This is a genomic window from Stenotrophomonas sp. GD03794, from assembly GCF_029842145.1.
Taxonomy (GTDB): Bacteria; Pseudomonadota; Gammaproteobacteria; order Xanthomonadales; family Xanthomonadaceae; genus Stenotrophomonas; species Stenotrophomonas riyadhensis.
Map to the genome: position 1 here is coordinate 21,859 of NZ_JAOCFV010000049.1, position 11,507 is coordinate 33,365.

An 11,507-nucleotide genomic window follows, 5' to 3' on the forward strand; every position below is an offset into this window, starting at 1 on the left:
GGGGGTCTAATCGCCCCTGAATATTGAACTGACTGGTGTATAAATAAGGCTGGCGTTCAGGGAACTCCGCATGCCATTGCTGTCAGCTTCGTGTAGGCGCAAGGCTCGACGCTTGATGCGAGCCCTGATCCTGATCGCTTCACCGATCGCCCTGCCCGCAGTGCAGGCAACCGAGCGCGTCGTTCCTGCCGGGCACGTCGTCGTGCAGACAGACGATGTCACGCGCTTTTTCCAGGTGCTGGATGCCAACCACGGACGCCCGAGCGCCGACGACCTGCAGCAGGGCTATCTGGATGCGGGTACCGATGCACTGCGCAGCTTCACCGGAAGCCGCATCGGTTCGATGGAGCGCCTTGCCCAGGCCCTCCGGGACAAACCCGCGTTGTTCGCAAAAGCGAGAACCTGCGCGACAGCATTGCCAACGATCCGCACGCGCGTCACCGCGGCCGTCGATCAGTTGGGCACGCTGTTGCCGTCTGCACGCTTTCCCCCGGTCACGGTGCTGGTGGGCCGCGGCAACAGCGGCGGCGTTACCACCGGAGAAGGTGTGGTCATCGGCCTGGAAGCGCTGTGCAACGCAGACTGGATGCAGGCCGATGTGGGTGACCGCTTCGTGCACCTGATCGCCCATGAATATGTGCACGTTCAACAGCGCGGCGCGAGCGTCGAAGTCGAGCAGCCCACCCTGCTCTATCAGACCCTGCTGGAAGGCGGCGCCGAGTACGTGGGCGAGCTGATCTCCGGGCAACCGGCCAACGCGCATCTGCAGCGCTGGACACAGGGCCGCGAATGCGCCTTGGAGCGTGAGTTCGCGAACGAGGCCGCAGGCACCGATCTTTCGAAATGGCTCTACAACGGTCCTGGCGATGACGCTCGCCGTGGAGACCTCGGCTATTGGATCGGCTACCGCATTGCCCGCGACTACATTTCGCACGCACCAGACAGGACGAAGGCCATCATCGCGTTGCTGGACGTGCGCCCCGAAACAGCTGCGTTACTGCTCAACGCGAGCGGATGGCAACCCGCGTGTCCTGCCGGCGAACGCACGGAAACGCAGACGTTGTGACACCCGCTTCATACTGATGAATTGGCAGTTCTGAACAGGCGCAAGGCGCTGCGCCGGTCTGGATCAGCTCGCCTGATCCCGCTTGTTAATGCAGGGTCAGAAGCGGGCTTCACAGTGCTTCCACGTACTCAAATTCCAGCTGAAAGCGCTTGGTAGCGCCGGGAACAAACGCCGCTATATTCCAGCTTCCCCAGACGAAGGAGGGAGTGCAATGAACCTGAACCCGCAACACATGAAGACGGCCCGCGCACTTGCTGTAGCGCTCATCGCCACCGTCAGCCTTGGCGCCTGCGCCTCATACAAGAACGAGTTTGCAACCATCAACTCGCGTCTCGATCAGCTCGACGTCAAGGTACAGGGTGCTGCGCAGAGCGCGGAGTCCGCCAACCAGTCCGCACAGCAGGCCAATCAGCGCCTGGACCAGATCGAAGGCCGCGTCCAGCAGCTTGAAAGGGCACCTGCCGGCCGCAAGCCGCGCGGGTAATCGCTCCCTCACCGTTTGAATTGATCCGCTTCTGTATCGGGAGCCAGTGGCCTTCGCCGGCCACTGGCATCCTTCCAACCAAGATTGCATTGCAAGGAGCCGTCCCATTCGTACTTCCTCCTCCCCTGCACGCCGCGCCCTCCATGCCGCACTGGCCGTGGCACTGGCCGTTGCGTGCAGCGGCGTAGCCAACGCCAAGGACAAGGACGCGCCCACGCAACCGGTTGCCGCGGTCGATGAGCTTCCGCCCGACCAGAGCGTCTCCGAGACGGTGATCGAACTGGCCGGCTGGGTCGTCGCCAGCAAGGACAACCAGGGGTATCCGTTCGCGATCATGGACAAGGCGGCTGCGCAGGTACTGGTCTTCGGTGGAGACGGCAAGCTGCGTGGCGCGGCACCGGCGCTGTTCGGTTCGGCCATCGGCGATCATTCCGCACCGGGCGTCGCCAAGCTCGCACTGAGCGCGATTCCCGGCCACGACCGCACCACGCCTGCCGGCCGCTTCATTGGCGGCTACGGCCCCTCCGACGATGCCGGGCGCGTGCTGTGGGTGGACTACGATTCCGCAGTCTCGATGCACCCGCTGCCGCCGGGCAGTCCGAAGGAAAAGCGCGCCGAGCGACTGGCAACGCCCACGCCGGACGACAATCGTGTCACCCACGGCTGCATCAACGTCTCGCCCGCGTTCTACGAGCAGATCGTGCAGTCCACGTTCGAGAAGGGCGGCGTGTTCTATATCCTGCCGGACAAGGATTCGATCGCGAAGACGTTCCCGGAATTCGCGCAGAGCCGGGGCGATGCAAAGGGCGAAGACGAGAAGGGCGCGCGGCGCGCGAGCAGATAGAACACGCTGACATGCTGCCTCGCGGTTTCTCCGCGAACAAGCCTGTCCAAGCACGATCAGAACCAACGGCACGCGTCTTCGCTGGGTGCCATCATTGGCTGATGCCGGCGTCTGGTCGATTGCAGACACCAGGCTGGCAGTCCCCTCTTCAATCACGCCGATATCGCCGGGCGACTCGGCCCTGTTCCGGCATCCGGCTGGCGGTGAAACATGTCGCACTACTATGTCCACAATGGCTACAGTGGCTGGTCCTACGGTACGCCAAGCAATCCCCAGCTGATCTCGCCGGAGGATGCTGCCAGGCTGATGAAGTCCGCTGGACTCAGTTCCATGCAGGTTTCCACCACCCTGCCACCCGCCCAGTATGCCGAGGCCGGAACCCGACTCTTTGACGTGACTGGCGGCAATCGATTCCTGTTCTTTGGTGACTACACCGAGTGTTTTGATGTCGACGCGGGGAAGGTCTCTTCGCCGCTCATCATCGACTGGACGGCGGTCTGACACTGTCGGTGTCCAACTGCGTTCTCGGCCCCGCTCTGTCGTCATCGGCTTGGTGCGACACCCTTACGCCACGTCATCAACTTCGACCCATGTCGCATATTCCCCATGCTGCTACGGCCGTTGCGGCGCCTGCGTCTGCGACGGCTTAACAGCATGCAAGAATGCCAAAAGCGTCTTTGATCAAAAACTGTTTGCAACTCTTCTGATTGGCGTTGTGCAGCGACGGCGGTACAGATGGTGGGCCGCCGGAAAATGGGTGGCCGGGCCTCGAAAACCCGTTAGATCACGAACGTTGTTTGCGCTTGCCAGCCGGCGTCACCCCGCGTGGCGCCGGCTGGCATTCCGTCTGCCGGCTATGGCGGGCGGAGCGTGGAGGCCTTGCGCCTGCCGGTCTTGTTCGTGATCTCCCGGTTTTCGAGCCACGTCTCCGCCCGCCACCTTTGCGTGGCGGCTACCGTCTGTCCTGCACGGAGCATTGCCATGACCACACCGGACTTCCCTCGCCTGCATCCACATCACTCGCCCGCCAATGCCGGTGAGCCGTCAGACCAGGCACCTGCGGCCGATCCGAACGCCTTCGTCGCCACGCTCCATCGCATCGGCAAAGGAGCTGCCGCCGATGGCCAGCCCTGGCCCGAACGTCATCAGATGCCCGGCCGGCGCATGGCGATGGGGGATGCGGACTGTGCCGTGGCGGGCCAGCGCGTAACGTTGGAACTGCTGCTGGCCGCCGAGCGTGTTCGGCAGAACGGTGCGGAGAGCGAATACGTGGGTGACCGCGTACTGGAAGGGCTGGCCATGGCCTCGCTGGCGTTGAACGCACAGATCGGCATGCGGATGCGGCCGGAAGGGTGATACCGGGAACATCGCCTGCTGTTGCGCCGGGCATGGCCCGGCGCTGCAGCGGGCACCACATCACTCGCAGAGCGCGCTGTCTTCCTTCAACGCGGCATCCTGCAGTGGCTGGCGTTGTTCGATCTGCTCACGTTGTTCCGCGGTCGGTTCGCCCAGCCACCACACACGGCAGCGCGCGGTAAGACGGCCGACCATCTTCGACTGATCGGGCGAATACAGCATCGCCAACGCGGTACCGGGGCAGTCGTGGGCCTGGCAGGCGGTATAGAACCACCACGGCTCGCCCTGCAGCACCACCAGTTCGCCAGGCCCGCTGGGCCCGCTCAACAGGCGTTCGCGCAGCGACGGAATCTCTTTGTCGGCGGATTCGGCCGCCGCCGTGTTCTTCATCAGGGCGTTGAACGCGGCCAGCACTTTCGGGTCCTTGCGGCCGCAGTCGTCCACGGTATTGCCGCCCACCAGGGTGAAGAAATGCGTCGCCAGCGGGTTGTCCGCGCAGGTGAGTTCGCCGCCGGCGCTCGGGTCTTCCGGTTCGCCTTCGTTGTCCCACACCGAAGGGTCCACGCCGTCTTCGATGGACGGCGCCTTCTCGACCACCGTTGCCGTGGCCGCAGGTGCTTCTGTGGCCGGTGCCGGTGCGGCTGGTGCTGCATCGGGTGCCGGTGCCTGTCCGCAGGCGGCCAGCAGTGCGACCGTCAGTGCCATCCCTGTGATTCGAATCTTCATTCCGTGTCCTTGTCTGATCTGCGGTGCCGGCGCCACGCGGGCGGCTGCGTGATTCTAACCAGCGGCGCGCTAGGATGGTTCGCCACTTCCCCTCATCGTCAGGGCTTGGATGCATGCGCCGCACACGACTCGCCGTGATCTTCTGCAGTGCCCTGCTGCTGGCATCGCCGGCCATCGCCCACGATGCTGAAGGCGCGAAGCCTGCACAGCCCCTCCCGGGTGCAGCCCTGCCCGCGCCGCTGGACCGCGTACTGCGCGACTACGAGCAGGCGTGGCGCACGGGCGATGCCAGGGCGCTGGCAGCACTGTTCGCCGAAGATGCTTTCATCCTGCAGAGCAACCAGCCGCCGGTGCGTGGACGCAGTGCGATCGAAGCCGCTTATGCCGGCCAGGGCGGCAGCCCGTTGCGGCTGCGTGCGCTGGCGTACTCGGTGGAGGGGAACGTCGGCTACATCATCGGTGCCTACACCTATGGCAACACCGTAGGAGACATCGGCAAGTTCACGCTGACGCTGAAGCGCGTGGGCGATGGACCCTGGTTGATCTTCTCGGACATGGACAACGGCAACGCGCCGCCGCGGGCGCGGTGATGGACGCCGCAGGTTCCGAGGTAGATCCACGCCATGCGTGGATGGATCGCGCAGAAAAAACCCCGGCACGTGGCCGGGGTTTTTCGATTCACTTGAACAGCGTGTCCGGATATTCCGGCTTCTGTTCCCGCGCCAGCAATGCGCGCAGGCCTTCTTCAGGTGTCTGCTCGCCGTGCAGCACGGCACGCACGCGGTCGGAGATCGGCAGGTCGATGCCATGGCGGCGCGCCTGTCGCATCACTTCGTCGGCGGTCTGCACCGACTCGACCACCTGGCCGATTTCACGCACGGCGTCCTGCAGCGTCTGGCCACGGCCCAGGGCCAGGCCCAGGCGGCGGTTGCGCGACAGGTCACCGGTGCAGGTCAGCACCAGGTCGCCCAGGCCGGCCAGGCCCATCAGCGTTTCCGGCTTGGCACCGATGGCAGCGGCCAGGCGCAGCATCTCGTTGAGGCCACGGGTGATCAGGCCGGCACGGGCGTTGAGGCCCAGCTGCATGCCATCGGCCACGCCGGTAGCCACGGCCAGCACGTTCTTCATCGCGCCGCCCAGCTCGGCACCGACCATGTCGTCGCCGGTGTAGGCGCGGAACGCCGGGCCATGCATCGCCTCGGCCACCGTCTGCGCGAACTCGGGCACGTCGCCGTGCACGGTGATCGCGGTCGGCAGGCCCTGGGTCACTTCCTTGGCGAACGACGGCCCGGTGACGACGGCCAGCGGCACGTCCTCGCCCAGCACTTCGCGCGCCACTTCATGCAGGAAGCGGCCCGAACCGGGTTCGAAGCCCTTGGTGGCCCAGGCCACGCCGGCACCGGCCGGGCGCAGCGGCGCCAGCGCGCGCACGGTTTCACCGAACGCGTGCGACGGGGTCACCACCAGGATCCAGGCCGCGCCTTCCACCGCCGACGCCAGGTCGGTGGTGGCACGCAGGCTGTCCGGCAGCGGGATGCCCGGCAGGTAGCGCGGGTTCTCGTGGCGCTGGTCGATGGCCTCGACCATGGCAGCGTCGCGCCCCCACAGCACGGTCGGGTGACCGTGCCGTGCGAGCAGGCTGGCCAGCGCGGTTCCCCAGGAACCGGCGCCCAGCACGGCGATCTTGTCAGCGGTAGTGCTCATCCGTGACGTCGCGGCAGGAATCAGGCGTTGCCAGCCGGCTCGGAGTCAGCCAGCGACGGTGCGTCGCCCTGCTCCTGGCGCTGGCGCAGGGTTTCTGCGTACAGGCCTTCGAAGTTGATCGGCTGCAGGAAGAACGGCGGGAAGCCGCCGGCCTGGATCAGGTCGCTGATCAGCTGGCGCACGTACGGGAACAGGATGTTCGGGCACTGGGTGCCGAGCAGCACGTCGATCGACTGCGGGTCCAGGCCGACCAGGCCGAACACGCCGGCCTGCTTCACTTCGGCCACGTAGGCGGTGCGCTCACCGGCCTGGCAGGTCAGGGTCACGGCCAGCACGACTTCGAAGGCGTTCTCGCCCAGGCGCTGCACCTGCTGGTTCAGGTTGAGCTGCAGTTCCGGCTGCACCTGGTCATTGAAGATGGTCGGAGCGTTCGGCGACTCGAAGGAGACGTCCTTGACGTAGATCTTCTCGACGGTGAAAGCAGGGCCGGTGGCGGCATCGACCGGCGCAGCGGCGCCGTTGGTGATCTCTTCGGACATTTCCAGTAACTCCAGGTGAATGCAATGAAAACGATGGTCGAACTACTGCGATGGGGGCGGGATCAGGCCCATACAAGGCCGGATCCGCCACCTGCGGCAATCAGTTGCGGCCCTTGACCAGCGGCAGCTCGGCCTGCTGCCAGGCGGGAATGCCGCCGTCGAGCACGTAGACCTTCTCGAAGCCGGCCTTCTTCAGCGCCTTGGCGGCGGTTTCCGAGGCGTTGCCGCTGCGGCACACCAGCACCACCGGCGACTGCTTGGCATTGGCCACCAGCTTGTTGTCCGGGCCGAAGGCACTGGCCTGGGCGTTGCGGCTGCCGGCGATGTGGCCCTTCTCGAAGTCACCGCTGGCCGACAGGTCGACCACCACCGTGCCGCCCGCGTTCATCAGCTGGGTCAGTTCGGCGGGCTTTATGCCCTTGAAGCCCCGGAACAGGCGGCGGATCTCGGTGACGATGATGGCCACGGTCAGGCCGACCAGGGCCGCGGACAGCATCGGGTTTCGGCCTGCAAAGGCCAGCAACTCTTCGTAATTCACTCAGGTCACGGGTCGATTAAGCGGGCGCCGATTGTCGCACAAGCCGGACGCGGCCCGTCACTGCCCCTTCCACAGGTCCGGCAGGCCGGCGGTCTGCCACCAGCGCTTGGCCTCCGGGTCCCAGCGCCAGCGCTCGACCACCACCACGGTGCGTTCGGCCTGGGTGTTCTGGTTGATCACCCCGATTTCGACCCGGCGCTCGACCTGGCCCCCGTCCAGCGAGGCGCTGCTGCGCTCGCGGTAGGACGACACGCGCAGCTGCGCGTAGCGGTTGAGCTCGAACTCGGTGGGCGGCTTTTCCTTGCGCAGCTTCGGGTCGAGGTAGCCGATGGCATCGTCCATGCTGCCCCAGCGGATGGTCGCCCCGTAGGCGATCTGGGTCTCTTCCAGCAGCTTGCGCTGCTTGCGGCTGAGGTCGTCGGCCGAGGCCACGGCGCTGGCCAGCAGCAGGGAACAGATCAGGAACTGGATCAGGCGGCGCATCGGTGGATTCCCCAGAACGTCAGCCTGCCATCCTACCCTTTGGCGAAGGCAACGAAGCGACCGCTGAACTCGGCGGCGGGCTTGCCATCGGCACCGGGCTGGGTGGCGATGATGCTGATGCGGGCCTTGCGGCGCTGGCGGAAGGTATTCAGGAAGGCATCCCAGCCGGTGGCTTCGGCCGCCTCGGCGTGGGCGTGCAGGTCTTCGTAGACCGGTGCCAGATAGCGCAGGTTGCTGTCGGCCACGTAGACCTCGGCATCATGGCCTGCCAGGCGCAGGCGCAGGCTGACCAGCGCCCAGCCGGACAGGGTCAGCACCGAGGCCAGGCTGCCGCCGAAGGCGTTGCCCTTGTCGTTGACGTTGGCGGCCAGCGGCGCGGTGATGCGCAGCACGCCATCTGCATAGCCGTCGAGCTGGATCTGCATGGCGCGGACCGCCGGCATGCAGTCCAGCACGTCCTGCAGGGCGGCCAACGAGGAAGTCAGGGCATCAACGGGCATTGGAGCAGCGACCACGACAACGAAGGGCCCGCATAATGCAGGCAATGGCCGACCATACGATACCCACTGGCGCCGCCGGTTCCGACGCGGGCTGGACCCTCGTTTCACTGCGCCCTCAGGGCCAGCATGTGGCGCTGCGCCGCGCCGTTGCTGGGCTGGGCGGGCATGTACTGGCGCTTTCACCGTGGCGGTTGCAGCGCCTGCACGGCACGCCAGTGGTGCGCCAGCTGCAACGCGCGCTGAACTGCGATCGGGTGGTGTTCACCAGCCCGGCCGCCGTTGCCGCGGCCGCTTCCCTGCTACCGCTGGCCGAGGAGCAGCGCAGCCCGTGGCTGACCGTGGGCGAAGGCACCGCGCGCGCATTGCAAGTGCACGGCATCACCGATGTGCACGCACCGCAGCGGATGGACAGCGAAGGCCTGCTGGCGCTGCCGGTACTGGCGCACGTGCAGGGCCTGCGGATCGGCCTGGTCACCGCCCCCGGTGGCCGCGGACTGATTGCCGCGCAGCTGCAGGCGGCGGGCGCCACGATCGAACGCGCCGACGTCTACCAGCGCCGCCTGCTGCGCCTGCCTCCCCGCACGCTGGCTCGATTGGCGCATTCCGCGCAGCCGTGGGTGCTGGCGGTGAGCAGTGGCGAAGCGCTGCAGCATTTCTGGCAGCAGCTTCCGCCCGCATTGCGGCAGCGATTGCAGGCGCGCGCGACTGCGGTGGTGGCCAGTGATCGCCTCGGCGAACAGGCCCGGGCACTGGGCCTGCAGCACGTTGTGCGTGCGGCCGGCCCCACCACCGCGCAGCTGGTGGCGGCTGCACACGCCACGCTCACCGTCCCGGCAGCGACCTGAACAGGGACGTGGGTCACGCTTGCCGCTGCCGTCGGCAACAGTGATGCTGTGCACAACGCGGCCTGCCGGCCCTCGACCGGCGACGTTGCCGACAAGGAAGCCCGATGAACGACACTCCGCCCGTTTCCCCGCCCCGTCGACCCGTGCGCTGGCTGCTGCCGCTGGCCGGTGTGGTCGTGCTTGGCGTGGGCGGCTATGCCGGCTGGTACGTCTGGCAGCAGCAACAGAGCGAACAGGCGGCGCAGGCACAGACCACCGCCGTGCAGCTGCAGGGCCTGGAGGCCACGCTGGACGCGCTGCGCCGCGACCAGCGCGCCAGCAGCCAGCGCCTGCAGGACGCAGCCGCCACCAACCGCGTGCTGCGCGACGAGATGCTGGGCCTTTCCCAGCGCAGTGCATTGCTGGAAGAGAACCTGGCCAAGCTGGCCGACAGCGCCAACCAGGGCCGCCAGGCGGTACAGCGCGATGAAGCCGAACTGCTGTTGACCCAGGCGGCGCAGCGCTTGAACTACGCCGATGACGTGGAAGGCGCGCGCCGCCTGTATGCACAGGCCGCCACCGCACTGGCCGATCTGCCTGACAGCGACGGCCTGAACCTGCGCCAGGCACTGGTACAGGAACGCGATGCACTGGATGCGCTGGGCACCGGCCCGCGCGTGCAATCGCTGCAGCGGTTGGATGCGCTGGCCAAGGCCTTGCAGGGCCTGCCCTCGCAGGTGAGCGGCAGCGCTGCGACCAACACCGCCAGACCGTGGTGGCAGTCCACGCTGGCACCGTTCGTGGACATCACCCCGAGCCGCCAGAATGGCCCGCTGACCGCCGCCGAACGCCGCAACGCCGACGACGCGCTGCAGCTGGAACTGACACTGGCGCGCGCCGCGATCGAACGCGGCGACCGCACCGGCCGCGATACCGCACTGGAACGCGTGGAGCACTGGGCGCAGCGGCGCTGGCCGGATTCACCGGCCCTGCGCGCGCAACGTGCTGAACTGAAGGCCTTGCGCGAGCTTCCGCTGCAGGCCAGCAACAGCATTCTTGGCAGCACCCTGCAGCAACTGCGCACCCAGACCGACCGGAGGTAATCCCGCATGAAACCCCTGCAATCCCTGGTCGTGCTGTTGCTGGCCGTGGCCATCGGCGTGGTGGCCGCGCAATGGCTCGGCGCCGATGACCTCAACCGCTTCGGCGAAGTGACCCTGCGCTACGGCGGCTACGACTACCACAGCAACCTGCCGAAGGTGGCGCTGCTGTCGGTGATCGCGGTGCTGGTGCTGTGGCTGCTGTGGAGCCTGATCGCCGCACCGTTCCGTGCCTGGGGCCGCTACCGCCGCAAGCAGGGCCGGGTGCGCCTGATCGACGGCCTGCAGGCCTATGAGCATGGCCAGTGGCAGCGTGCGGAGAAGCTGCTGGACGGCGCCGCCAAGGATCCGGAAGTGAGTGCGGTGGCGCTGGCCAATGCCGTGCGCAGTGCACAGGCACGTGCCGATGGCCCCGCTGGCGAGGCGCTGCTGCAGCGCCTGGGTGAGAGCGATGCCACCCTGCAGGCGCTGCTGCGTGCAGAACAGCTGCTGGCGCGCGATCTGCCGGTGGATGCGATCAACGCGCTGGACGTAGCCGCGATCCAGCCGCTGCCGCCGCGTGGTCTGTGGCTGCGTACCGAAGCGCTGGCACAGGCCGGCCGCGCCCACGAGGCCTATGGCCAGCTGGGTGCACTGCGCCAGAGCAAGGTGCTGCCGGCCGACGCCAACAGCGAACTGGAAGCACGCCTGGCCGCACAGGCGCTGCTGGAAGCAGCCGACGTCAATGCGCTGGCCGCGCAATGGGAAGCCACGCCGAAGGCACTGCGACCGACCCCGGACGTGGTGGGTGCGTATGCCAGCCGTGCGGTGGCCCTGAACTGGGATGAGCCGGCGCTGCTGGCACTGGAACACGCTCTGGACCAGCGCTGGGACGATGAGCTGGTGGCCTTGTATGGCCGTCTGCCCGCCGAGCGCCTGGCGACGCGCCAAGCCAACCTGGCGCGCTGGCGCAACGTGCACGACAGCTCGGCCGCGCTGCGCCTGGCACAAGGCCGCGTGGCACTGGGCCAGCAGCAGTGGGATGCCGCCGATGCGTTCCTGCACGAAGCCATTGCCGCGGGCGCGGGTGCACCGGCATGGGAAGCGCTGGGTGAACTGTTTGCGCAGCGTGGCGATCATGCGCTTGCCGCGCAGTGCCTGGCCAATGCGCTGCGCCTGCAGCGCGGCGAGGACAGCGTGGAGCTGGTGCGCGGCACTGAAGCGCCGCTGCGTGCCACGGTGGAGGAGCAGCCGGTTACGGTGCAGCCGCCGGTGTATGACGCCAACGAAGAGCGCGACGAGTTCGGCAATCCGCGGTTGCCGTGAAGCGTGCCGACCCACGGTCGGCACCCACCGGAGCAAGA

The 11,507-nt window shown here is 67.1% G+C and carries 15 protein-coding genes; 9 read left to right on the forward strand and 6 right to left on the reverse strand.

The window, feature by feature from the left end:
- Positions 1-115 precede the first annotated feature (115 nt).
- The 5 genes from N5D91_RS19635 (at position 116) to N5D91_RS19655 (ending at position 3,750) form a co-directional block, all read left to right on the forward strand.
- On the forward strand, positions 116-1,066 hold the full coding sequence (locus tag N5D91_RS19635) for a DUF2268 domain-containing putative Zn-dependent protease (protein ID WP_180854573.1): 951 nt from the start codon (positions 116-118) through the stop codon (positions 1,064-1,066).
- 211 nt (positions 1,067-1,277) lie between these two features.
- Positions 1,278-1,550 carry a hypothetical protein gene (locus tag N5D91_RS19640; RefSeq protein ID WP_010487149.1) on the forward strand — a complete coding sequence of 91 codons (273 nt, stop codon included), beginning with the start codon at positions 1,278-1,280 and terminating at the stop codon, positions 1,548-1,550.
- A gap of 157 nt (positions 1,551-1,707) precedes the next feature.
- Positions 1,708-2,394 carry a L,D-transpeptidase gene (locus N5D91_RS19645; RefSeq protein WP_180854574.1) on the forward strand — a complete coding sequence of 229 codons (687 nt, stop codon included), beginning with the start codon at positions 1,708-1,710 and terminating at the stop codon, positions 2,392-2,394.
- Positions 2,395-2,604: 210 nt separating this feature from the next.
- Positions 2,605-2,895, forward strand: a complete 291-nt coding sequence (locus N5D91_RS19650; RefSeq protein ID WP_110710709.1) for a hypothetical protein — start codon at positions 2,605-2,607, stop codon at positions 2,893-2,895.
- A gap of 480 nt (positions 2,896-3,375) precedes the next feature.
- Positions 3,376-3,750 carry a hypothetical protein gene (locus tag N5D91_RS19655; RefSeq protein ID WP_110710708.1) on the forward strand — a complete coding sequence of 125 codons (375 nt, stop codon included), beginning with the start codon at positions 3,376-3,378 and terminating at the stop codon, positions 3,748-3,750.
- A gap of 60 nt (positions 3,751-3,810) precedes the next feature.
- Here the strand turns inward: N5D91_RS19655 and N5D91_RS19660 are convergent, their stop codons facing one another.
- Positions 3,811-4,476: an Ivy family c-type lysozyme inhibitor gene (locus tag N5D91_RS19660; RefSeq protein ID WP_153856705.1), complete on the reverse strand. Its 666-nt coding sequence runs from the start codon at positions 4,474-4,476 to the stop codon at positions 3,811-3,813.
- 113 nt (positions 4,477-4,589) lie between these two features.
- On the opposite strand from N5D91_RS19660, the gene N5D91_RS19665 reads away from it, so the two are divergent.
- Positions 4,590-5,066 carry a nuclear transport factor 2 family protein gene (locus N5D91_RS19665; RefSeq protein ID WP_164162372.1) on the forward strand — a complete coding sequence of 159 codons (477 nt, stop codon included), beginning with the start codon at positions 4,590-4,592 and terminating at the stop codon, positions 5,064-5,066.
- An 88-nt stretch (positions 5,067-5,154) separates the two neighbouring features.
- Here N5D91_RS19665 and N5D91_RS19670 read toward each other — a convergent pair whose 3' ends face one another.
- The 5 genes from N5D91_RS19670 to N5D91_RS19690 form a co-directional block, all read right to left on the reverse strand.
- Positions 5,155-6,180, reverse strand: coding sequence for an NAD(P)H-dependent glycerol-3-phosphate dehydrogenase (locus N5D91_RS19670; RefSeq protein WP_004134677.1), 1,026 nt, complete (start codon positions 6,178-6,180; stop codon positions 5,155-5,157).
- Between the two features lie 20 nt (positions 6,181-6,200).
- Complete coding sequence (gene secB / locus N5D91_RS19675) at positions 6,201-6,719, reverse strand: protein-export chaperone SecB (protein WP_005407596.1); 519 nt, start codon at positions 6,717-6,719, stop codon at positions 6,201-6,203.
- A 100-nt stretch (positions 6,720-6,819) separates the two neighbouring features.
- Positions 6,820-7,257: a rhodanese-like domain-containing protein gene (locus tag N5D91_RS19680; RefSeq protein WP_004153552.1), complete on the reverse strand. Its 438-nt coding sequence runs from the start codon at positions 7,255-7,257 to the stop codon at positions 6,820-6,822.
- Between the two features lie 57 nt (positions 7,258-7,314).
- Positions 7,315-7,740: a hypothetical protein gene (locus N5D91_RS19685; RefSeq protein WP_110710705.1), complete on the reverse strand. Its 426-nt coding sequence runs from the start codon at positions 7,738-7,740 to the stop codon at positions 7,315-7,317.
- A gap of 32 nt (positions 7,741-7,772) precedes the next feature.
- Positions 7,773-8,240 (reverse strand): YiiD C-terminal domain-containing protein, encoded by a 468-nt coding sequence (locus tag N5D91_RS19690; RefSeq protein WP_110710704.1) that lies wholly within the window; start codon positions 8,238-8,240, stop codon positions 7,773-7,775.
- Positions 8,241-8,275: 35 nt separating this feature from the next.
- On the opposite strand from N5D91_RS19690, the gene N5D91_RS19695 reads away from it, so the two are divergent.
- From N5D91_RS19695 to N5D91_RS19705, 3 genes are all read left to right on the forward strand, one after another.
- Positions 8,276-9,085, forward strand: coding sequence for a uroporphyrinogen-III synthase (locus N5D91_RS19695; protein ID WP_180854575.1), 810 nt, complete (start codon positions 8,276-8,278; stop codon positions 9,083-9,085).
- A 104-nt stretch (positions 9,086-9,189) separates the two neighbouring features.
- Positions 9,190-10,167 carry a uroporphyrinogen-III C-methyltransferase gene (locus N5D91_RS19700; protein WP_110710702.1) on the forward strand — a complete coding sequence of 326 codons (978 nt, stop codon included), beginning with the start codon at positions 9,190-9,192 and terminating at the stop codon, positions 10,165-10,167.
- 6 nt (positions 10,168-10,173) lie between these two features.
- The gene (locus tag N5D91_RS19705) at positions 10,174-11,469 is read left to right on the forward strand and encodes a heme biosynthesis HemY N-terminal domain-containing protein (protein ID WP_110710701.1); all 1,296 of its coding nucleotides are present in this window, start codon (positions 10,174-10,176) and stop codon (positions 11,467-11,469) included.
- Positions 11,470-11,507: the final 38 nt, after the last annotated feature.